We start from the raw sequence: 21775 nt of genomic DNA on the forward strand, positions 1-21775 counted from the left end.
TTGATCCTTTGAAGGTTGGCTACTTGACGGCGCCGGCCGAGAGGCCGCGCACGAAGGAGCGTTGAAGGGAGAGGAAGAGGACGACCAGCGGCGCGAAGGCGATCAGGCCCGCGGCCGCGATGCCGCCGTAGTCGACGCCGTAGCGTCCCTGCAGGCTCGCCGCGCCCACCGTGAGCGGCTTCAGCGTCTCGGTCTGCAGGACGACGAGCGGCAGCAGGTACTCCTGCCAGGAGAACAGGAAGACGATCAGGATCAGCGACATGAGACCCGGCCGCACGACGGGCACCACCACGCCGAGAAACGTCCGCAGCAGGCCGGCGCCGTCCATCATGGAGGCCTCGATCAGCTCGTCGGGGACATCCTGCATCACCGTCCGCATCATGAAGATCGAGAAGGGCGTCAGGATCGCCGCCTGCGGCAAAACCACGCCGAGCTGCGTGTCGATCAGCCCCAGCGTCTGAAGGTTGCCGTAAAGCGCCACGATGACCGAAGGCGCGGGAACGACGAGACCGGCGAGAAAGAAGACGAAGAGCGCTTCCCGTCCGCGGAACTTCAGCTTGGCGAAGGCGAAACCGGCAAGCGGCGCGGTAAGTACGACCAGCACCGTGGCGCCGAGCGACATGATCAGCGAGTTCAGGAAGTAGGTCGAGAAGCCGCCTTCGGTCCAGATCCGGACGAAGTTGTCGAGGTTGAGCGGCCAGGGCAGCGAGAGCGGACCGGAGAATAGGTCTGCCTCGCTCCGCATCGAGGCAAGAATGATGAGATAGATCGGCGCCAGCGCATAGAGCGCGAAAAGGCCGAGGACGAGTGTCTGGAACGGTCGCTGCATCACTTGCTCCTCAGGGCCCAGAAGCTCACCGCAGAGAGCGACAGGACGATCGCGAGAAGGACGACCGACAGGACAGCCGCGTAGCCGAAGTCGCCGACGAGGAAGAAGGTCTTGTAGACGTGGGTTGTCAGGACCTCGGTCGAATACCCCGGCCCGCCCTGCGTCGTGACCCAGATGAGGTCGAAGAAGCGCATAGCCTCGATCGCGGCATAGAGGCCGAGGAACAGGGTCGAGTTCCGTAGCAGCGGGACCGTGATGTCCCTGAACTTCTGCCCCCAACCCGCGCCGTCGATATCGGCCGCTTCGTATAGCGACGGATCGATCGACTGGATCGCCGAGAGGTAGATCACGACGCAGAAACCGAAGAACGTCCAGGCGCCCACCACGTTCAGCGACAGGAGCGCGGTCTGCTCCTCCGCCAGCCAGGCATGGGACAGGCCTCCCAGCCCGACGGCTTCGAGCGCGTAGTTCAGGAGCCCGAAAAGCGGATTGTAGATCCAGCCCCAGATGATGCCGGCGACGACCAGCGGAATGGTTCTCGGGATGAAGTAGATGGCGGCCAGCGTGCGGACCGTACGCGACCCCCGCTCCGCCAGGAGCGCAGAGAGCAACAGCCCGGCCATCAGCGGGAAGGCAAGCGTCAGGACGACCCAGATGGCGTTGTGCAGCAGGGACGCCCAGAAAACGGTGTCCGTTCCGAGGCGGGCGTAGTTCGACAGGCCTGCGAACCCCACCATGCGACCGTTGTCCCAGGAAAACAGGCTAAACCCGAGGATCTGGGCGATCGGAATCGCGACGAAGGCAACGTAGAGGATGAGCGCCGGAGCGATCAGAATGTATGCGGTACGGGGGGCATGCATCGGTCAGTCCCAGCCAGGAAGGGGGCGGGCCGGAAGTCCGGCCCGCCGAAGGTTCAGGGGATCCAGCGCTCGCCATTCTCAATGGCGCTGTCCCAGGACGCCTGCATCGCGGCAAGGAACTCTTCTGGGGCCGTCTCGCCGCCGGCGAGGCGCTGAAGCTCGGGATAGAGCACTTGCGTGACGCTTTCGGGCAGCGTCGTGTGAAGGTCGTAGAAGTTGGCGTCCGGCGTGGACAGCCCCTGCTCGAAGAAGGTCTGCACCACCGGGTTAGCGCCCCACTCTGTCAGTTCTTCCGGCGAGGTGCCGATCGGCACGGTCGAGGCTTCCTGGACCCAGACCTGGCGGCTTTCGTCACTGATCAGACAGTCGAGATAGGCCGCAGCCGCATCCTGCGTGGCCTGGTCCGCATCGGCCGAAAGCTGCCATTGCGACCCTTCACCCCACATGGTGCCCGCGGCGACGCCTTCGCCGATCGGGGGCAGCATGAAGACGTCCAGATCGATATTGTCCGACCCGCGGATCATGTCCTGGATCACCCAGGTACCGGTGATGGTCATCGCGGCACGTCCCGCTAGGAAATAAGCGTTGGCCTCGTCGTATCCGATGCCGTTGAAGCCCGGCGGGAACCATCCCTGATCGGCCCAGTCCTGAAAGACCTGCGCGGCCTCGAGAAAGGCATCGTTGGTCCAGGGCTCGTCTCCGAAGAAGACCTGCTCTTCCATGTCCTTGCCGGCGGTGAGGCCGAGGATCAGGGAAAATGTGTTCGTGGCGGGCCAGCGGTCGCGGTTCCCGAACGAGATCGGTATGATCCCCGCCTCCTTGAACGCATTCGCCGCGGCTTCGAATTCCTCGTAGGTGGTGGGCACCTCGATGCCGTGCTCCTCGAACAGCGCGCGGTTGAAGTAGACGCCCATCAGGTCCTGCTCCATCGGGACGCCGTAGAGGTGGCCCTCGAAGGAGTTTCGACCGCGATAGAAGTCGTTGATCTGATCCCAGCCGTATTGCTCGTAGTACGGGTCGAGCTCGGCCAGCGCGCCGATCCGCGCATAGCCGGCCAGCACCGAAGCCGCCGGCCAGGTGTAGGCGAGATCAGGCGTCTTGCCCGCCGCGACGGCGAGACGATAGCTGTCGCGGATACCGATGGACGGTGCCACCGTGCGCAAGACCTCGGCGCCGCCAAGAGCGGGCTCGCACGTCTCGATCAGCTTGTCCATCGCGGGGCCGGCGGCCGAAATGCCGGTCTGGGCGAATTGGTCCCACTGCGTCACGACGGTTTGGGCCAGCGCTCCGCTGGCCGACAAGCCGAGGACAGCGGTTGTCACAAGGTACTTCATGGTTCTCCTCCCATTGATTGTGGTCTGCGCGCCGCGCGCCTGGCGGCCTAAATGATTGATTTCAGATAGCTGAGCGAGCGCCGGGCCATGTCGTCGGGCTCCACGCTGCGGCGGTTGAAGCCGATTTCCATCGTCAGGTAGCCGTCGTAACCAGTCTCCTTCAACGCCTCGATCAGCGAGGGAAAGTCCACCACGCCGCTTCCGGGCGGATCGCGATCGCTGTCGGACAGGTGGATGTGTTTCAACCGATCGCCGAGGCGATAGACGTAGTCCGTCGGGACCTCGTTTCGGTAATGCGTGTGGAAGGTATCGAACATGGCAGCGACGTTCGGCGCACAGACCTGGTCGATGAGCTCGATCATGTCGTCGCAATGATCGATGAGGTTGCTGTCTGAAGAGGTGGGTTCCACCACGATGGTCAGGTCCTTGCCGACATGCGTCGAGAGGGCGGCGAGCGCTTCGCGGCTCCAGTCCCAGGCCTGCTTCCTGCCGGTCCCGAAGACTTGCCATCCCGCGACGTAGATCAGCGTCGGCGATCCCCACGCGGCGCAGAGATCCGCGACCTTCTTGTACTGGTCGAGAGCAGCCTCCCGCTCGGCCCGGTCAGGCGAGGCGACATTGAAACCGGGACCGCCGCCCGGGGCGGGCAGCATGGAGGAACACGCGATCCCGTTGTCCTTAAGGATCGCGGCGATTTCACCGATGCGCTCCCTGCTCAGGTAGTCGGGAAAGGCATGGGGCGCCGCGGCTCCGATCTCGATCCCGTCGTAGCCCATGCGGGACAGGCGCCGGATGACCTCCTCGAGCGGATAGGACGGAACCCAGACGGGAAAGCCGGAATAGACCCAGGTATTGAAAGACAGCTTCATTCTTTTCCTCCCACTGGACCTGCGTGTTCTGTCCGGCCACTTCGTTCATCGAGGGCACCTTAACGCAGCTCCGCCGGCTGCAATGCCCCGAACTTGTCCAGATTGGACAAACGCCTCTCTCCGGTATGTTCACTTGTCCAATCTGGGCATGTAGATTTTGACGGGCGGCAGCGCCCGACTTCGGCAGGGACGGGAACAGGAACCCAATGGCCAAGCTTCGCGACGGAAATGGCGGCAAAAGCGCTCCGCCCGAGGGGCCCTATGAAATCGACAGCACCCAGCATCTTCAGCGGGTCCGCGATGAGCAGGTGCGCTTTGCTGAATTCGTCGCCCGCTTCTACGATGAGGCCGGGACGATCCTTAGTCTCAGCAGCGGGATACGCGAGCTGAGGATCATCCTGCACCTCGTCACCTCGCATTTCGACGGCAAGCTCGTGACCTCCTCCTCGCTGGCGGCAGAGTCGGGGTTGTCCTACGGGACCGCCATCCGAACTATCGACGGAATGCAGCAGTCCGGCCTCATCCTGCGGCGAGAAAAGACCGCGTCCGGCCGGTCGCATTCCTTGCACCCGTCGCCCGAACTTCTCCTCCGCTGGCGCCAGTTCGCCTATACCGGAGCAGAGCTGGTTCAGGACAACTTGCAGAAAGTCCCGTCGCGGCGGCGCCCGGGCGGACTTCCTGCGAAGGTCCTGCCTGCGCCGGCCGTGTTGTCCGAGAAGCTGTCCCTCGATGGCGGGCTTCGGGTCCTGGTGCACGCGGACCCGACGTTCATCGCGATGCTGAATCTCAAGCGGCAATTCGAGATGATCCTCGGAACTCCGATTCACAGCCGCGCTCACTCCATCGACCGCCTGCGGACCGAGCTCATCCGCAACGCGGAACTGGACGAGTCGGACTACGACATCGTCGCGGTCGACCTGCCCTGGTTCGGTGAGATGGCCCAGACCGAACGACTTCTGCCTCTCGACGACCTTCTGTCTATGAGCGCGGAGGATCGGTGCGACATCTATCCCGATGCCTTGGCAAGCTCGTGCTGGAACGGCCGCCAGTACGGGGTACCGATCATGGTTTCGGGCGAGGTTCTCGTGCATCGCTCGGACCTCTTCGAGAGGGCGGGGCTGGCGACGCCCCGCACGACGGAGGATGTCCTGCAGGCAGCGTCCATCCTGCACCAGCCGGGGTCGGGCATCTCCGGGATCGCCTGGAATGGCGGAAGGGGCACGCCTCTCGGGCACACGGTACTCATGCTCATGGCGGCCTTCGGACAGCCGATCATCCAGATGCACGACGGACCGGAAGGGCCCCAGTTTTCACCGGCTCCCGGTGTCGCCCACCGCCCGATGTTCGACAGCGAGGCTGCACGGCAGACGGTCGATTACCTTCTCCGTCTTCGCGAATTTAGCCCGCCCGACGTCCTCGAGATGGCCTGGTACGACCGCGCCCGCTGCTACGGCGACGGGCGCGCCGCGATGGCCTATTCACATTCACTCCTCGCCCCGGTCTACGAGCTCGACCCCGCGTCACCGGCCTACCGGAGCACCCGCTACGCCCCCCATGCCGCCGGGCCAGCCGGCGCGCCGATCGTCCCGATCGGGGGATACTCGCTCTCGATCCCCTCCAACATCGCGCCCGAGCGGATCGGGACAGTCAGCAAGGCCCTCGAGGCCCTGACCTCGGCGCCGGCAGCCAAGCTTTACCTCAGCAACGGCTCCCTCTCGAGCCCGCGACGCTCTGTCAGCAGGGATCCCGAGGTCGCCGCGCTGTCCCCTCTGATCGCGAACATCGACGAGATGGATGCACGAGGACTGCTCCGGATGTGGCCGAGGCCCCCCATTCCCGGCATATCCGATATCATTTCCATCGCGGGCGAGGAACTGCACGACATGTTGACGGGAACGGCAAGCGCACACGCGGCACTTGCCGCCGCGCAATCACGCAGCGAGCAGGTCCTCGAAGCAGTTGGACGGACTAGATCCTCAGGCCGCAGGCATGCTGTCGGGGGCCGAGCGCCACAACGATGAACACCCAGCGCAGGGTGTCGAGATACGGGACCAGCGGAAGGATGGCGCTTTGCGTCTCCGCCAGCACCTGCTGGGCTACCTCGACTCCGGCCGCGCCCAGTGTCGCAACTCCGGCCGCGCCACTCCCCTTCATGGTGCGGCTGTCGGCCAGCACCTCGCGGGCGGGCGGCGTCTCGGCTGCGAAGGCAGTCGTTCGAACCGGGAAGCGATCGCCCCAATGTCGCGCGGGTCCAAGGTCGACATGGATGAACCCGGAGCGCGGATAGTAGCCGAAGCCGAGGAACCCGACCTCCCGCGCCGCCGCCTCGGACGCCACCGGGTCGTGGTTCGCCATGGCGATGTCGAAGGCGGCGCCGTCGAGGTGCTTTGAGCGGGTCGCGCCGCCGACCGCACGGTTGTGCTCGGGGCTGCGATACGCAGAGCGGACGATCAGCGGCTTATCCAGCCGGTCGCGCAGCGCCTGCAGCCTGTCGAGCGCGGGCGGGTTGTTAAACAACACGCCGCCCCCCAAGAGGCGACTTCGCGTTGGTTTCGAGCACGTCAAAGGCGGCGAAACGGACGTTCACGTCTTTGGCGGCGAATGGCTGGGGAGAGCCCAAAGTGACGAATGCTGCACTATGGGCGAATGTCGGTTACCGACCTCACTACGCTGGCGTGCGCGTCATCTCACGGATCAGGTCATTTGTCTCTGGTCTCGTCGTTTGGTGCCGATATCGAAGAGCCAAAACAGTTCTTGATATTTCAAGACCATCGAAGGGTTTCGACACAAGGCCCATGTCCGAAGGAATTGCGGTGGCTGGCAGGATCACCGCACCTGACCCTTGCCGCGCGAGTTCAACTAACCAATCCACGCGATTTGACCGATAGGCCGCGTAGAGTTCGTGACCATGATCCGCGCAGGCCCCATGCAAAGCATCCCGCATTTCGCAATTTAGTCGGTCAAGCATATCAGTTCCAGCAAGAGTCGAAAGAGAAATCGCATTTAGTTCAGACAACGGGTGCGACTTTGACACCACGACCTTGTAATCCTCTTCATAGAGACGGTCTATGCGATAGAGATCTTCACTGACCTTCTCTGCGCTGACTACAACGTCAAATTCACAATCCCGCAACCCGGCAAGAAGCTCAGAGGATGACGCAACGATCAATTCGATTTCGGCTTGCGGCAATCGCGTACGAGTGCGCTCCATAGCAGCCGAAATTCTGTTGTGGCCAATCGTTTCGCCGACACCGACAGAGATTGGAACCCGCTCCAAGCGCATATGACGGATCGCTTCTGCCTTAGCCTGTAGCGTCTCATCGTGAACCTTCCGCAACCTTGGCTGCATGAGTTTTCCGAGGGCGGTAAGCCTGCATCCCGCACGGTCTCTGACAAACAGCTCACCTCCAAGCTCGTCTTCAAGTTTCTTGATCGCAGTCGTCAAGGAAGGTTGGGAGACATTGGCGGCACTGGCTGCGTGGGTAAAGTTTCGGTGCTCGCAGACAGCGAGAAAATACCTGATCTGGTTCATTTCCATCGCCGCATTCTCCGTCACATCCCTGTTCAGGCCATCAAACCAACTACGATAGCCCATGTCTATCAAAGAATAGAATTTCGGAATTGGAGTCCGACGCATCCGTCATGGGACAAGAGTGCATCGAAACCAACCACGATGCACTTCAAACCGGGAGACGACCATGAAAACGCAAGTCCTTCAGGCATTCGCCGCACTGGCTCTGATCACAACTTCTGCAACTGCACAGGACAACCCGATGGAAAATCATACTGCCAGCTACATCGCCATGCCCGCCGCCGAAGGCCAGACCGAAGCCTTCGCGGAGTTTCTGGCTGGTGCCGCACCGATCGTGCGAGAAACAGAGCCGGGCACCGTACTTTGGTTTGCTCTGCAAGCCGACGATACGCTCGCAATCTTTGACATCTTCGCAGATGAAGAAGCACGCGACGCTCATTTCTCAGGAGCGGTTGCTGCGGCTTTGAACCAAAACGCGGACGCGCTGGTCGACGGAGGATGGGACGGCGGTGTTGTCGCGAATATCAACAACTCCGATGTCCTGTCGGTAAAGGCGCCGGTTGATCTCTACACGGCAACGACCGCAACTTACATCAAGCTCGAAGCTGCTCCAGGTAAAGGCCCCGAATTGGCAGCCTTGCTGACCGCCGCCGGCCCCATCGTCGCAGATACCGAACCCAAGACATTGTTCTGGGCGGCGCTGCAGATTGACGAGAACAACTTTGCCATCTTCGACATCTTTGCCGACAACTCTGGCCGCGAAGCGCACTTTGCCGGACAAGTCGCCGGACTCCTGAATGAAAAGGCTCCAGAATTGGTCTCTGGCGGATGGGACGACGGTGTGTTGGCAAACGTCCACAATTTCGACATCCTCGCTACTAAGTAATCTCGAGGTGACTTGAGAAAGAAGTGCCCGGTGCAACCCATCGGGCGCTTTGCCATTTGAATTCGGATTCACCCCATAGCGGCCGTTCGAGCAAGCGCAGCGAACTGGTGCTCTGTCCCGCACACCAGACCTCCCTGTGCCTATGCGCGAATGACCAATTTCCGGCAATTCTGCGGAAGCCGCATGCTTGGACCTAGTCAAACCCGCTTCATCCGCTGCAGCAGATTACGGACACTGGAGACATGCCACCGCCCACCTCGCCGGGTCCGCATGGCCGATGCGTTGAGCTCGGCCGCGAGCGCCCTCAGGGATGTGTGGCCAGCAGTCTGCAGCTGACGTACCACCGGCGCCAGCGCCTCCGCATGCGCATCCGCGTTGGCTCGCACAGCGGCTCGCAGCGCCTCGCCGCCCTTCCCTGCCCGCCTGAGCGCCGCAGCCCCATTCGGATTGCCCAGCTTCACCCCACGCGCCTTAGCCGCCGCCAGCGCTTCCTTCGTACGCCGCGAGATCGCCTCGCGCTCCTGCTCCGCCACCAGCGCCATGATCCCGACCGTGAGGTTGTTGGCCTCCGGCATGTCGCAAGCGACGAAGCGGACGCCGCTGTCGCGGAGGGTGAGCAAGAAGGCGGCGTTGCGGCTCAGGCGGTCGAGTTTGGCGATGACCAGCGTTGCGCCGGTGAGCCGGGCCAGGTGGAGCGCCTTCTCCAGTTCGGGCCGGTCGTTCTTCCGTCCGCTTTCGACTTCGGTAAAGCGGCTCAGGATCGAAGCCCCCTGCCCCGATGCATAGTCATCGATAGCCTTCCGTTGCGCTTCGAGCCCGAGACCCGATCGCCCTTGCCTTGCCGTGGAGACGCGCTCGTATGCGACGAGCCGCTGAGGTGAGGGCGTATCGCTGACCATGTACAAACCTGCCTGACGTTGGTTGCGCAGGTGTGTACATCGCGCCGATGCCGCCGATCTCGTAGTCGTTTCTGCTCTCAGAGGCGCTCGCAGTCCGCGTCGAGCGTCAGCCCGGCCGGCTTGTCCTCGACAGGTGTGCCGTCCTTGTCCCGCAGCGTGCCGTCAGGCCCCCGCCAGACCAGTTCGATCCGGTTCAAGGTCGCTGTGCCATCTTCCGCCATCACATCAGACAGGCGCGTCCGGGAGGTCGGCGTGATCCCGAGCTCCGCCATGTAGCGCCCCATCAGCTCGAGCTGCTTGTTGGCGATCGCGATCCAGGGCGACTGCTGAACGTAGCCCGAAGGTGTCTTGATCAGCCTGGGAGTCTCTCGTTGTTTGCGGACCGCCTCGGCCCAGAGACTGTAGGATTGGCAATAGGCGGCGAAGGCAGCGCGGTCCGCCACGGTGAGGATGCCCGCCTCGTGGAGCGTGCGCGCGAGCCGACGCCACTCCTTGCGCGCATCCGCGTCGAGGTGGTCCGGACAGCGCGGCACGCCACCCTCCTTGAGCCGCGGCGACATCGTCGGCTTGAGCTTTGGCCCGCGTCTCATGTCGTGGAGTCCGGCGCCTCGACGCCGATCCTCTGTTTGCGCTCTGCGATCTGGTCGAGCAACTTCGCCAGCGCGTCCGTCGCCTGCCCCTTGTGCGTCACGCTGGTCTCGCCGGAATGCTCGATGCCGGACGTCTCCTGCCAGCCCGCCTGTGTCTTGAGATAGAAGATAGACGAGGTGGTGCAGCCGGCACGGGCCTTCTGGAGCAGACCGTGGGCCACATGCGCGATGGCCTTCGCCTTACCCCTTTTGTAGTGCTCAAGAACCTCCGGATCTCGTTCGCAAATGGCACGGAAGGTATTGCGGGCGATGCCGAAGTAATCGGCGATCTGCTCCTGGTTCAGCAAGGCGGCGAGCGTCTCGACCTCGGAGCGCTGATGATCGTCGAGGGTGATCGGCTGCCGCCCCATCTCACGCTCCCTTTGCCGTCCAGCGGTCGAACAGGCGCCGCAGCGCGTAACTGCGCACCAGCGATACCGCCATGAAGGCGAGGCCCGTCAGCACCATCTGCCGGTGTTGAGCTTCGATGCCGACCAGGGGGAACACGGCGAACTGCGTCGCAAGCGCGACGCCGTAGCCGACCACGACGTTCGCGATCGCCTCAACGAGCGACATCCGGCGCTGCTGGCTCATGCCGCCGCCTCCCCGCGTCGCTCGATCGCGGTCTCGGTGAACGTCGCTCCTCCGGACAGTATGGCGTCCTGACCGGTGAAGGCCTGCCACCGCGTCACGGCCACATCGACATAGGCCGGATCCAGTTCCATTGCGTAGCAGACCCTGCCCGCCGTCTCCGCCGCGATGAGGCTGCTGCCCGACCCGGAGAACGGCTCGTAGACCGCCTGTCCCGGGCTCGAGTTGTTCAACATCGGTCGGCGCATGCACTCCACCGGCTTCTGCGTTCCATGAACCGTGGCCGCATCCTGGTCTCGGCTGGCAATCTGCCACAGGGTCGATTGCGTGCGATCCCCCGACCAGTGACCCTTCCCCCGTACGGCGTACCATGCCGGCTCATGCTGCCAGTGGTAGTGCCCCCGGCTGAGCACATGCCTGTCCTTGGCCCAGATGATCTGGCTGCGGATATCGAAGCCGGTGGCCACAAGACTGTCCGCCACGGTGGTCGCGTGCAGCGCGCCATGCCAGACGTAGGCGACATCGCCGGGGAACAACGCCCAGGCCTCACGCCAGTCGGCGCGGTCATCGTTGGCGACTTTGCCCGTGCGCCTGGTCTTCGACGCACCGGTCTCGTTGCGCCAGGCCGGATCGTAATTCACGCCGTAGGGCGGATCGGTCACCATGAGATGCGGCGTGACGCCATCGAGCAACCGATCGACGTCAGCCTTGCTGGTGGCATCCCCGCAGAGCAATCGGTGCTGGTCCAGCATCCAGAGATCGCCCGGTCGGCTGACCAGCACCGCGGGCGGCTCCGGGGTCGTCTCTTCGCCCGCCTGCGCCTCTCCGCTCGCCAGCAGCGCATCCAGCTCCGCCCCGTCGAAGCCGAGACTGCCAAGGTCCACGCCGAGGTCTCCGAGGTCAGCGAGTTCGAGGCCGAGCAACTCCCGGTCCCATCCCGCCTGCTCCGCCAGACGGTTGTCCGCCAGGATATAGGCCCGCTTCTGCGCCTCCGTCAGATGCGCCAGTTCGATCACCGGAACGCTCGGGAGGCCCAGCTTCCGCGCGGCCAGCACGCGGCCATGCCCTGCGATGATGCCGCTGTCGCCATCGACCAGCACCGGGTTGTTGAACCCGAACTCGCGGATGGACCCGGCGATCAGCGCAACCTGCGCCTCGCTGTGCGTGCGGGCGTTGTTGGCATAAGGAACCAGGTCCGCGACCGGCCGATGTTCGATCGACTGGGCTCCGATCGGCCCGCCTACCCGCTCTGCCACTGCCTGCGCCATACCCCCGCTCCGGAAACTCTCGGCTGTTCGCCTGCCTCTCCCGGAGACCATATCACGGTAGCTAAATCCCTGTCACCGTGACGGAAAACGACAACGGGCGACATGAGCAGACAAAGTGCCGGACAATGACGCCAAGTCGCGCCACCTCGGCCAAGGTCAGCATTGCTGACCTTAATGCTCGATATCACGCGTGGCAGCTGCATGGCCTTGACCGCCGACCCGGCGCCGCGGACCATGACAACTGAGTTTGGAGTATGCGCTCAACCAGGCAGTCACGATCGCGGCTTTGGTTGCCGGTCGTGAGCGCAAATCTGGCGGTATCCGCGTTCGGCAGTCTGAATGCCGCCGCAGCTGACGTCGCCAGTAGTTCACTCGCGCGCGCGTCTCTCTCTACTACTACCTACTGTCCCTGTCGGTTGGAGAGTCCTTGAGCAGAAGGCATAGGACGACCAGCCCCGGCATTTACCGAGGTGGGTCCCACTGCCCTCAGCTGTCCGTGTCGGTCGGAGCCGCCCCGTCGCTTCAGGCCCCCGAGGTCGATAAGGTCCTCTCCTCGAGGTCAGCCGCTACTTACGACACCGGACCCGGCACCGGGGGACGCGCTTCGGCCTTTCGGACTGCGCTCGGCATCTGTCCCCGCCCCGCGGTATGCCACTCCAAATCCGGCGCCGCGGTCATGCAAACCCTCCGCTGGATCGGGTTCAGCGAGCGGCGCGATACATCCGCCCATCGAACTCCCCCATCATAAAGTCCAGCATAAATCATTGTAATATAGACATTTTCAGACACCGACCGTCAAACGACGACACTGACCCTTGATTGGCCTCACCGGCGCCGAAATAATCGGGACGATCGTCGATGCCAGCACTCGCCTAGACCGCGTTCAACCGCACCGGGGTAGCGCGAGGCGCATTCAATGGAGGTTTGAATGCTGCCATTTCGCAAACCTGCGCCCTCGCCCGCCCAGATGCGGGAACGCTTGTTCAGGTCAAGCGTCGGATCACTGCACGATTGGGAAAAGCCAGACGTACGCGAGGGAGTTGGCCCCTACGAACCAGAAGTCTTCGACAGCTATGACAACGCGCGCCGTCAAGTCGTTCAGGAAGTCCGAGCAAAGCTGGACGCAATGCCCGACACCGAACTTCAGACGCTGACCGACCGCCAGTCCGAGGGCCATGACTCTCTCCGACGATCTTGGGAGGCCTTCGTAGATGACAGCAAGCAAAGCCTCCCCCAAAGGCCGCCTTGGTACGCTGGCGGTTTCAACGTCAGACATCATGCTGCCGACCGCGAGCACTGGGCGCGCATGCCGAATTTCACCATACACGAGTTGCTGTGTCTGTCCGCAGGCGTTGAGCCGACGTCTTTCGACCAGAAGGTTCTCGAGAAGAATGCGCGCGGCAATCCCGAGACGTACTGGTCCCCCATGCAGTTCCTCCTCAAACGCCGCGAACTGCTGAACCGAAAGTTCCTGGGCTACTCTGTGTCTGGAAAAGTTGATGGCGCTGGCTTTTCGACTTGGTGCAGCAAGGTCGATTTTGAGGCCGATCAAGAGTTTCTGGAACTGCTCCGGCGGTATCATGGGCTGTCAGACGATGGAGTGCGCGGAGGTATCGCTAGGCACCCTGCCAAGACGCCGCAACAGCGAGAGATTGACAAGATCGCGCAGCTCTTCACAGCGATGGCGATTGAACTGTACGGCTTCGACCGCTTCGCCGACCGAAGCCCGACTCCGCGCGAGATCACCAATCTGGCAGCATCGATGGGGATATCGGTACACGAGGACACGGTGCGCAAATACCTCGGGATTGGTGCCAAGTTCATCCCGAAAGACTGGAAGCCCGAATAGCGCTATTCTGCCGCCGAATAGCGAAGCGATACCCCCTGAAATTTCAAATACTTAAACTTAATCGGGCAGGCCAGCTGCTGTTCCGTTACGCCACCTGCACGCTCTTCTACGGTCCCGTCATCGACCACGGACGCGGAGTAGAAAGAGATGACAAGCGGGACATCAGCAAGTCGCGGGCTGGACCCAAGCAACAGGCAGTTGAAGGAACGCGATCTCGCCGAACGATGGCAAGTTTCCCGACGCACCCTCCAGCGTTGGCGAAGCGGAGGGAACGGGCCGCCTTTCCTGATCATTCGAGGCTGCATGCGCTACCGCCTCGACGACATCATCGAGTTCGAAAATCGTCACCGGCAGGAAGGTGAGGAATAGCGGCCATGAACCCGCTCCCACCTCATCACCTCCGCCCCCTCGAACGCCGCGCCGAGCTTTGCAGGCTGCTCGCCCTCGGCCTCGTCCGGCTTCATGCGCGGAACCGGCAACTCTCTGCGGAAAATGGAGAATTTTCGCTACACTCTCCGCCCAACCAGAGCGGTGATGCAACTCCAACCAATCGGAGAGACGCATGACCGATCCCATCCCCGCGCGACTGGCCGCCCTCAAGACCACGCCGACGCCCGACCTGAAGCAGCAGTGGCGCGATCTGTTCGACAGTGAGCCGCCGCCCTTCAATCGCCGCTACCTGGAGAGCCGCCTCGCCTACCGCATCCAGGAATTGGCCTATGGCGGCCTGAAACCCGAAACGATCCGGCGGTTGGAGCGGCTGGGTGAGGACCTGGACGGTGGGGATCGCCACAAACGCTACATCCGTGCGGATCGGATGCCCATCGCCGGGACGCGGTTGATCCGGGAGTGGCAAGGCGTGGAACATGTCGTCACCGTCACGAAGGACGGCTTCGAGTGGCAGGGGCGACCCTACAAATCGCTGTCCGCAATCGCCCGCGGCATTACCGGCACGCGCTGGAACGGCTGGGTGTTCTTCGGCCTCAAGAACCAAAGGGGCCGGACATGACAGAGCTCAAGATCAAGCGCCGCTGCGCGATCTACACCCGCAAGTCCTCCGAGGAAGGGCTGGATCAGGAGTTCAACTCGCTTCACGCTCAGCGGGAGGCCTGCGAGGCGTACATCGCCAGCCAGCGCTCCGAGGGTTGGGTGCTGGTCCGCGATCAGTATGACGACGGCGGCATCTCCGGGGGCACGCTGGAGCGCCCCGGCCTGCAGCGGCTGCTGGAGGATATCGAGGACGGGCTGGTCGACGTGGTCGTGGTCTACAAGATCGACCGCCTCAGCCGGTCGCTCGCCGACTTCGCCAAGCTGGTCGAGGTTTTCGACCGGAACGGCGTGACCTTCGTCTCCGTCACGCAGTCGTTCAACACGACCACGTCGATGGGCCGGCTGACGCTCAACATTCTCCTCTCCTTCGCCCAGTTCGAACGCGAGGTGACGGCAGAGCGCATCCGAGACAAGTTTGCCGCAAGCCGCAAGAAGGGGCTCTGGATGGGCGGAGTGCCGCCCTACGGCTACCGCGTCGAGAACCGGAAGCTGATCGTCGACGCCGAGCGCGCGGAGCAAGTCCGCTGGATCTTCGCCCGCTTCCTCGAAATCGGCTCCGGCACGGAACTGGCGCGGGAGGTGGCGAAACGCGGCATCCGCACGCCGCGCGGCAACCGGATCGACAAGAAATACCTCTACCGGATGCTGAACAACCGCGCCTACCTCGGCGAGGCGGTCCACAAGGGAGAAAGCTATCCCGGCGAGCACGACGCGATTATCAACCACGAGACGTGGGACCGCGTCCACGCCATCCTGCAGGAGAGCCCGCGCAAGCGTGCGGCCCGCACCCGCGCCGAGACGCCCGCTCTCCTGAAGGGGTTGCTCTACGGCCCCGACGGCGCGGCGTTCTCGCCGACGCACACGCGCAAGGGCGGGAGGCTCTACCGCTACTATGTGAGTCAGACCGTGCTCAAGCATGGCGCGGGGGCCTGCGCGGTCGGCCGAATACCTGCAGGCGAGATCGAAGTGGCCGTCATGGACCAGCTACGCGCCGTATTCCGCCAGCCGGAGATCGTAGCGGGGACATGGAAGGCAGCGCGTGCCCAGAACGGCGACATCGCTGAGACTGACACACGTGAGGCGCTGACCCGGCTGGATCCGCTCTGGGACGAACTGTTTCCGGCAGAGCAGGCGCGCATCGTGGCGCTGCTGGTCGAGCGCGTGGACATCAGCTCGGACGGGCTCAACGTACGGCTTCGTGTTGACGGGCTCAGCGGTCTGGCTCGTGAGATGCACGCGGGTGCCGCTGAAAAGGCAGCATGAACTCAATCGCTACTTCGTCATCAAGTCCAAATGCCTAGACCAGGAGATTGAAAGTGGAACATAAGACCGAAGCTCGCGCAGGCCGTACTGTCTGCAACCCGGCGCTCCAACGGCCAATCGAGTCCATCTTGGCAGAGATCAGAGAGGGCTTCGCGAGGCAGCTTCACGTTGCCCACCTCGGTGACGGCTACCACGTCGTGCAGATCCCGGGTGAGGAAGGAGAGCCGCTGAAAGCCTGGCCTGGGCCATTTAAGTCAGAGAGAGCAGCGAGCCTGTTTCGAGATGATCTGATCGAGGCAGCAACGCAGGGCAATCCACGCGACGCTTGCTGCTCGGACGGAATATTCGATCACTTCAACCTTGCCGGACGGTTTCTGGACCTCATCGAGACCCATGAAGGCGATGCGAGGACGCTAGCAACGATGATCGCAGCGGAAAGGCCATGGATAGGGCTGGCGCCTACCAGGCTCGACGACACGGGCATCGAGTTCTGATGGAGCGGAGTACCGATCGTAATCTGCATGAGCCGTCGAGTGGCAAGGTCCCCGAGACAATGACGCTCCACGTCCCGTTCCGCGTCGTGAAACGTGGCGGGCGGAAGGAGGTGCAGCTTCCGGCAGGAGCGCCGCATCCGCAGCGTACGGACAGTTCGCTGGTCAAGGCACTGGCGCGTGCCTTCCGCTGGAAGCGCATGCTGGAGTCGGGCGAGTTCGCCACCATCGCCGAACTGGCCGAGCGCGAGGGCATAGCGCCGTCCTACATGACCCGCGTCCTGCGGCTGACCCTGCTCGCGCCCGATATCGTTGCAGCGATCCTGAACGGGAAACAGGGTCCGAAGGTGATGCTCGCAAGGCGGCTGGAGCCGTTTCCCATCGCATGGTCCGAACAAAAAGCGACTGTCGCCTAGCGGTCTACAGCAGACCTTGGAGCTCAGTGTCGGTCATGTCCGCTCCCGGCCCTTAGCAGACATTCGCCCCCCTGCCCGGTCGTCGTCGCTTCCGGCCCACACCGGACCTTGGACGGAACAATAGACGCTGCGATGCAGCTACCGGGAAGCGGTCGCCCGTGATCTGGTGCAGCATATGCTGAAAGGCCAAGGTCCGCATTGCCGACAAAGCTGCCGTTCGCTGCACGCGCCCGATCTGTGCTGCAGAGGCGCTCTTGCCGGGAGGGCGGAGAGCCGACATTCGCTGCACTTCACACTGATGACCGCTGTGCGCAAAATCGGTAACACCGCACTGCCGTGATTGTTGGTCCGCCGGAACCCGCCGCCTGCGTCGTGATCCGGCTGGTCACCGCCACCTTCACGTCCACGGTCGCGCCGGAGCATGTTGACTAAGCCATAACCATGACAGGCTCGTCAGCTGGAAACGGGGGCGTCACGGCGACACCCCCGTTTCTCGTCTCATACCCCGAGGGCGCGCAGGCCCATCCAGAGGCCCATCACCATCATCATCAGGTTCTCGGTCAGGGAAATGAAGCCGAGCGGTACGTTCGACTCCCCGCCAACGCAGGCACATTTCAACTCGCGCTTATCGATGTAGACGGCCTTGAACACGCTGACGGCCCCAATGGTCCCGATGAAAAGGGCAACGGGCGCGGAAATCCATGTCAGGACGCTTGCAGTCATCAGGATGCCAGACAGCGCCTCACCGTAGGGGTAGATCTTGCCGTAGGGCACCCAGCGTTTCGCCAGAAGGTCATAGTTCAGGAACATGGTCGAGAACTGCTCGACGTCCTGAAGCTTCTGAATCGCAAGCACCGTCATCGACAGCGAGATGAACCACTGGAAGCTCTGCCAAGTCAGGATCGTCCCGTATTGGTGCCATGCCAGCCCGAGCGCCAGCAGGGCACAGACTGAAAAGATCGCGATGACAGGCCGGTAGGTCGTGTCGCTCTGTTCTTCCTTGGGCGGGTCGATCCCGAGGAAGATGCGCAGATCGTCATGCCCCCCTACCCGGTCCCCGTCGATGAAAGTCTGGGGTGTCGTCTTGACGTCATGCTTGCGCTTGAAGGCCTCGGTCTCGTCCTTGTTCTTCAGGTGGTGATCCTCAACGACATAGCCTCTGCGCTCCAGCAAATCCTTGGATTTGAGGCCGAAGGGGCATGTGTGCTCGGGCATGACCATGCGGTAGAGAATGGCGGTTTTCGTGGTATCTTTTGGCATGATCATCTTCCTCAATTCGTGCAGGTGTACTGACCGCGGAAACCGGCCTCGTAGTCAGGGCCCGCGCTGATGATGAAGTCCTGAAGGCTGTCATCTTCCGTATCGCGCACCTGAATCCTGATCGGGTCAGCCGTAAAGCTTTCTTCCGCGCCATCGAGCCGGACAAGGTCCCCGCTGATCTTGACCAGGGCAGTGCCGCCCCCCGACACGAATACGGGCGGGCTTGTTTCGGTGTAAGTGAAGCTGCACGCGGCGCGTTCCGAAAAGACTTCGGCGATATCTGCCTGCGTCAGGAACTCCGGATCGACCTTGGAAACAACCTCGCTGGACAGGGCATCCTGAGCGGATTTCAACTCGGCCGCCGGTTTGTCCCCGGCGGGGATTGCCTCTCCAGTCGCCGATATGTCCGCGATCAGATAACGCATCTCCGCGATTTCCTTGTCCTGAGCATAGATGATGTCATCCGCCAAGGTGCGTACCCTGCGATCGGTGATTTCCGCGCGGGACGAGGTCATGATGGCTATCGAATGGTGCGGAATCATCGCCCGCATGTAGGCGCGGTCCTGCACCGTCACTTGGCTACGCACCAGCCAGAGCGCCCCCGCGAACACGATGACCGAGCTCGCGAAGATCGCGATGTTCAGCGCGTGGTTCTTGTACATGCCCAGCATGAAGGCCAGCATGACGAAGGCCATTAGCGCCCCCATGACAAGTGCCATGTAGGCGCGGGTCTCTGACCAGAAGACATGGCCGACCAGATAGGTGTTCAGGTACATCAGCCCGAACATTAGGACCGTGGAAACGGCAATCATCAGGAAAAAGCGGGAATAGGCCATCGGCGCCTCCGAGTGGATTCAGGCGAACAACAACCTTCCAGTGGGTGGATGTTCCCTGAATTCTGACTTTTCTCGGCCTATTCCTGCTGGGTTCTTTCACGTTGATAGGCACGTTCGCGCTCGGGCCAGGTGGATTTGATGTAGTCGAGGATCGCTCGAATTTTCGCATCCCCCAAGCTGTCGCCAAAGCCGGGCATGTCACTCTCAAAGCCCCCGCCGACCACCGCGGCCGTCCCGTCCCGCGTGATGCGGAACAGGATGTCATCGCCGTGATGCCAGGTGTGGCCAGTGGCATCATGCGGCGGTGCAGGCAGGCGCCCGTCGGGACCGGGACTGCGCCAGTCCGGTTGCCCCTCAAGCTCGGCCCCGTGGCAGGATGCGCAGTTTTGCTGATACAGAGCTGCGCCATCTACGCCTTCCTCAGTCGCGACGGCCTGCGCCCAGCTTGCAAGAGTTGCTGCAAATGCGACCATACCCTTCATATGACCCTGATCCAGTTCGTCATGCCCGAAGCTGCGTGCCCCAGCATGTGACAATGCAACAGCCACTTTCCCGGGTTGTCCGCAACGAAGGCGATCTCTGTCGTCTCGCCTGCCATGACCAGAACCGTGTCACGCAGCGGACCAAGGCTTCCGTCTTCCTTGCGCACGCTGAAATGTAGCCCGTGCAGGTGCATCGCGTGCGGGAAGATCGTGTCATTGGTCATGCGGATGCGCGCTGTCTCCCCGCGCGACAGGCTGACAAGAGGCGTCTCTCCCGGCCCGGCCTGCCCGGCCAGGGCCCAGAACTGTCCTTGCTGCACCAACTCCTGCCAGCTCAGCCTTTGTCCGTTGAAGGTGGCGCTTTCCAAGCCGCGCATCGCACCGCCCTGTAGCGGCATTTCAAGCACAAGCGCGGCGTCGACGCCCACGACTTCCATGCGCGGATTGCGGGGCAAGGCCCGAGGCGCACCGCGAGGCCCTGACGCGGCACGTCCTTCGACAGAGACTTCAGCAAGTACGCGCCAGCTATCATCCGCCGCGGCAAAGAAAAGTCCCGCGGCTTCCCCGTCCTCGGCGGTGACATCGACGATCAGGTCCATGCGTTGTGCAGGTGCAATCACAAGCGTATCCACCAACGGTTCCGGCGCGCCGAGCGGCATCCCGTCGAGCGCCACCGTCCAGCCAGTCAGCCCCTCCAGCTTCAGACCGAAGATCCGGGCATTGGCCGCGTTGATTAGCCGCAACCGCAGCCGCTCGTTCTGCCGGGCCGGAAGCCTGTAATCATGGCGCCCGTTCACCCCCACGAGGTTGCCGATCCGGCCTCCGTGGCTGCGCGTCATCGGCGCTGCGAAATCATCGACGAACAGGCCCGTGTCGGGGTCCAGCAACCAGTCGTCGATCATCAGGACCTCGTCGCGGTCCACATCCGGCGGCGTCGCCTCTTCGATGATCAGGGCTCCGGAAAGGCCCCGCGCGACCTGCTCCATCGAGCTGGTATGGGCGTGATACCAGTAGGTCCCCGCATCGGGCAGATCGAAAGTGTAGTCGAAGCTCTCACCGGGTGGCACCGCGTCCTGTGTCAGCCCAGCGACACCATCCATGGCATTATCGATACGAATGCCATGCCAGTGAACCGAGGTCGGAACCTCCAGCGTGTTCATCAGCCGTCGCTCCAACCGGCTGCCCTGAGCGGCGCGAATGACCGGACCTGGAATCGTACCATTATAGCTCCAAACCGGCGTTGCCGGATAGCCATCCGGGGCAAGCTGCGCAGTGGCCGCCTGGGCTCTCAGGAGCGAAGTATCTTGAGCATGTGCAAGGCGTGCCACTGGAACGGCGGCAAGACCTGCGCAGAAGGTGCGGCGCGTCATCTTCATTTCAGTTGATCCCGTTGGCGCGCTGCACTTCGCGGATGTAGGCGATGATTGACGTTACATCCGCACGGGTCACCTCGGGTTGCGGCGGCATGTCTCCGAATTTCCAATGGTGCGCGCGTACGCCGTTCGCAGCCGCCATCTGGAAGGCCGTGTCGCCATGATGCGACGGCTCGTAGATCCTGTGGATCAGCGGCGGGGCGATCCCCATTTTTCCGGCGGCATTTTCGCCATGGCAATCAGCGCAGACCGCATCGAAGGCCCGCTTCCCCATCGTCCCCTCGGGCGAAAGCATATCGGGATGCGTGGAGGCCACCATGGGCGCGCCATCCTCCGGCGACGTGATTTCCTGCACGGGGGCGGTTTGCTCGGAAGAGCGGGTGACAGCATAGGCACCAAGCACCACGGCAAGAACCGCGGCCCCGGCGAGGGTGAATTTGTTCATGGGAGTATCCTGACCTGCACGGCTTTACGGGCCGCGCGCTCTGATGATGGGGCGACAGAAATCGACCTAGGTTCAACTGGAGCTGGCTCAGGCGCGAGGAGGCGGGAGGTCCAAGGACAGACTGATCGTCGTACCAATTCGTGGCTCCGGCCACGCATGACGGAGCGGCAACTGATCGTTTTCATGCAGGGGCTGACTGCCATCCAAAAGGGCATGGGACCCACAGGTCACCATATCAGCGCAAGGCGCCTCGACCTGGTGATGACTATCGGAAATTTGCCGATCTGCTGGCACCATCGTTTCCGGACAGACCGTACAGTCATGCATCTCCGCCCCCGCCGCAGACATTTGCGGCGAGGCTGCCAGCATCAAGAGGCTGGTCAGAAAGATGACGGCGATCAGACGCATCAAGACTCTCCATCCGAGCCCCATAAGTGGGTTCCGACGACTCTGCGGTCAATCCCGAAATGAAGTATCGTCTGGGGCTGGGAACGGACATCCTTAGGCGCGAAGGTCCGGTATGGGCCGGTTGCGACAGGCGCGCCCATGCAGCAACTGCGAACTCGCCTAAGATCGACGAAGTCAATTTGGGCTCAAAGCGGTCATGGGGTGG

Annotated in this window: 25 protein-coding genes; 8 read left to right on the plus strand and 17 right to left on the minus strand. The window is 62.8% G+C overall.

All coding sequences use genetic code 11. The features are described 5' to 3' along the window. Positions 1 to 19 precede the first annotated feature (19 nt). From I8N54_RS11565 to I8N54_RS11580, 4 genes are read right to left on the minus strand one after another with little or no spacing between them, the layout of a single operon-like run. Complete coding sequence (locus I8N54_RS11565; RefSeq protein ID WP_140192411.1) at positions 20 to 829, minus strand: carbohydrate ABC transporter permease; 810 nt, start codon at positions 827 to 829, stop codon at positions 20 to 22. Next, a complete protein-coding gene (locus tag I8N54_RS11570; protein ID WP_140192410.1) occupies positions 829 to 1689 on the minus strand; it encodes a carbohydrate ABC transporter permease in 861 nt (286 codons plus the stop codon). The genes I8N54_RS11565 and I8N54_RS11570 overlap by 1 nt, the downstream gene beginning before the upstream one ends. 53 nt (positions 1690 to 1742) lie before the next feature. Continuing rightward, entirely contained in the window at positions 1743 to 3023 is a 1281-nt protein-coding gene (locus I8N54_RS11575; protein ID WP_140192409.1) for an ABC transporter substrate-binding protein, read from the minus strand. Positions 3024 to 3070: 47 nt separating this feature from the next. Next, the gene (locus I8N54_RS11580; protein WP_140192408.1) at positions 3071 to 3892 is read right to left on the minus strand and encodes a sugar phosphate isomerase/epimerase family protein; all 822 of its coding nucleotides are present in this window, start codon (positions 3890 to 3892) and stop codon (positions 3071 to 3073) included. 206 nt (positions 3893 to 4098) lie between these two features. On the opposite strand from I8N54_RS11580, the gene I8N54_RS11585 reads away from it, so the two are divergent. After that, the gene (locus tag I8N54_RS11585; protein ID WP_140192407.1) at positions 4099 to 5913 is read left to right on the plus strand and encodes an extracellular solute-binding protein; all 1815 of its coding nucleotides are present in this window, start codon (positions 4099 to 4101) and stop codon (positions 5911 to 5913) included. Here the strand turns inward: I8N54_RS11585 and I8N54_RS11590 are convergent. Together I8N54_RS11590 and I8N54_RS11595 are read right to left on the minus strand one after the other, a co-directional pair. After that, positions 5861 to 6409 carry a YcbK family protein gene (locus I8N54_RS11590; protein ID WP_140195465.1) on the minus strand — a complete coding sequence of 183 codons (549 nt, stop codon included), beginning with the start codon at positions 6407 to 6409 and terminating at the stop codon, positions 5861 to 5863. The two genes, I8N54_RS11585 and I8N54_RS11590, sit on opposite strands and share 53 nt — an antisense overlap. Before the next feature lie 148 nt (positions 6410 to 6557). After that, positions 6558 to 7487 carry a LysR family transcriptional regulator gene (locus I8N54_RS11595; protein ID WP_231592331.1) on the minus strand — a complete coding sequence of 310 codons (930 nt, stop codon included), beginning with the start codon at positions 7485 to 7487 and terminating at the stop codon, positions 6558 to 6560. A 103-nt stretch (positions 7488 to 7590) separates the two neighbouring features. Between I8N54_RS11595 and I8N54_RS11600 the strand changes: the two genes are divergently transcribed. Continuing rightward, entirely contained in the window at positions 7591 to 8310 is a 720-nt protein-coding gene (locus I8N54_RS11600; protein WP_140192406.1) for a putative quinol monooxygenase, read from the plus strand. Between the two features lie 197 nt (positions 8311 to 8507). Here the strand turns inward: I8N54_RS11600 and I8N54_RS11605 are convergent, their stop codons facing one another. The 5 genes from I8N54_RS11605 to I8N54_RS11625 form a co-directional block, all read right to left on the minus strand. Further along, complete coding sequence (locus tag I8N54_RS11605) at positions 8508 to 9209, minus strand: recombinase family protein (protein WP_198571719.1); 702 nt, start codon at positions 9207 to 9209, stop codon at positions 8508 to 8510. Positions 9210 to 9286: 77 nt separating this feature from the next. Next, positions 9287 to 9799 (minus strand): phage terminase small subunit P27 family, encoded by a 513-nt coding sequence (locus I8N54_RS11610; RefSeq protein WP_198571720.1) that lies wholly within the window; start codon positions 9797 to 9799, stop codon positions 9287 to 9289. After that, positions 9796 to 10209: a hypothetical protein gene (locus tag I8N54_RS11615; protein ID WP_140196941.1), complete on the minus strand. Its 414-nt coding sequence runs from the start codon at positions 10207 to 10209 to the stop codon at positions 9796 to 9798. The genes I8N54_RS11610 and I8N54_RS11615 overlap by 4 nt, the downstream gene beginning before the upstream one ends. A 1-nt stretch (position 10210) precedes the next feature. Further along, complete coding sequence (locus I8N54_RS11620; RefSeq protein ID WP_198571721.1) at positions 10211 to 10432, minus strand: DUF7220 family protein; 222 nt, start codon at positions 10430 to 10432, stop codon at positions 10211 to 10213. Continuing rightward, positions 10429 to 11697, minus strand: a complete 1269-nt coding sequence (locus I8N54_RS11625; protein ID WP_198571722.1) for a site-specific DNA-methyltransferase — start codon at positions 11695 to 11697, stop codon at positions 10429 to 10431. The genes I8N54_RS11620 and I8N54_RS11625 overlap by 4 nt, the downstream gene beginning before the upstream one ends. Positions 11698 to 12625: 928 nt before the next feature. Between I8N54_RS11625 and I8N54_RS11630 the strand changes: the two genes are divergently transcribed. The 6 genes from I8N54_RS11630 to I8N54_RS11650 all read left to right on the plus strand — a co-directional run bounded on the left by I8N54_RS11630 (position 12626) and on the right by I8N54_RS11650 (position 16766). After that, entirely contained in the window at positions 12626 to 13546 is a 921-nt protein-coding gene (locus I8N54_RS11630) for a hypothetical protein (RefSeq protein ID WP_140197634.1), read from the plus strand. Between the two features lie 147 nt (positions 13547 to 13693). Beyond that, the gene (locus I8N54_RS20330) at positions 13694 to 13915 is read left to right on the plus strand and encodes a helix-turn-helix domain-containing protein (RefSeq protein WP_140197633.1); all 222 of its coding nucleotides are present in this window, start codon (positions 13694 to 13696) and stop codon (positions 13913 to 13915) included. A 193-nt stretch (positions 13916 to 14108) separates the two neighbouring features. Next, entirely contained in the window at positions 14109 to 14555 is a 447-nt protein-coding gene (locus I8N54_RS11635; protein WP_140197632.1) for a DUF2924 domain-containing protein, read from the plus strand. After that, positions 14552 to 15859: a recombinase family protein gene (locus I8N54_RS11640; RefSeq protein ID WP_140197631.1), complete on the plus strand. Its 1308-nt coding sequence runs from the start codon at positions 14552 to 14554 to the stop codon at positions 15857 to 15859. The genes I8N54_RS11635 and I8N54_RS11640 overlap by 4 nt, the downstream gene beginning before the upstream one ends. Before the next feature lie 53 nt (positions 15860 to 15912). Then, the gene (locus I8N54_RS11645; protein WP_140197630.1) at positions 15913 to 16353 is read left to right on the plus strand and encodes a hypothetical protein; all 441 of its coding nucleotides are present in this window, start codon (positions 15913 to 15915) and stop codon (positions 16351 to 16353) included. 59 nt (positions 16354 to 16412) lie between these two features. Next, positions 16413 to 16766 (plus strand): hypothetical protein, encoded by a 354-nt coding sequence (locus I8N54_RS11650; RefSeq protein ID WP_140197637.1) that lies wholly within the window; start codon positions 16413 to 16415, stop codon positions 16764 to 16766. A gap of 498 nt (positions 16767 to 17264) precedes the next feature. Here I8N54_RS11650 and I8N54_RS11655 read toward each other — a convergent pair whose 3' ends face one another. The 6 genes from I8N54_RS11655 to I8N54_RS11680 all read right to left on the minus strand — a co-directional run bounded on the left by I8N54_RS11655 (position 17265) and on the right by I8N54_RS11680 (position 21570). Beyond that, a complete protein-coding gene (locus I8N54_RS11655) occupies positions 17265 to 18026 on the minus strand; it encodes a glutaredoxin family protein (RefSeq protein ID WP_197097705.1) in 762 nt (253 codons plus the stop codon). Between the two features lie 11 nt (positions 18027 to 18037). Then, positions 18038 to 18862: a DUF6692 family protein gene (locus I8N54_RS11660; protein ID WP_197097704.1), complete on the minus strand. Its 825-nt coding sequence runs from the start codon at positions 18860 to 18862 to the stop codon at positions 18038 to 18040. 77 nt (positions 18863 to 18939) lie between these two features. Then, positions 18940 to 19344, minus strand: a complete 405-nt coding sequence (locus I8N54_RS11665) for a c-type cytochrome (RefSeq protein WP_140197629.1) — start codon at positions 19342 to 19344, stop codon at positions 18940 to 18942. Then, positions 19341 to 20720, minus strand: a complete 1380-nt coding sequence (locus tag I8N54_RS11670; protein ID WP_140197628.1) for a multicopper oxidase family protein — start codon at positions 20718 to 20720, stop codon at positions 19341 to 19343. The genes I8N54_RS11665 and I8N54_RS11670 overlap by 4 nt, the downstream gene beginning before the upstream one ends. Before the next feature lies 1 nt (position 20721). Further along, complete coding sequence (locus I8N54_RS11675; RefSeq protein ID WP_140197627.1) at positions 20722 to 21162, minus strand: c-type cytochrome; 441 nt, start codon at positions 21160 to 21162, stop codon at positions 20722 to 20724. An 87-nt stretch (positions 21163 to 21249) separates the two neighbouring features. Then, positions 21250 to 21570, minus strand: a complete 321-nt coding sequence (locus I8N54_RS11680) for a hypothetical protein (RefSeq protein ID WP_140197626.1) — start codon at positions 21568 to 21570, stop codon at positions 21250 to 21252. Positions 21571 to 21775 lie beyond the last annotated feature (205 nt).

The organism is Pelagovum pacificum, assembly GCF_016134045.1.
Taxonomy (GTDB): Bacteria; Pseudomonadota; Alphaproteobacteria; order Rhodobacterales; family Rhodobacteraceae; genus Oceanicola; species Oceanicola pacificus_A.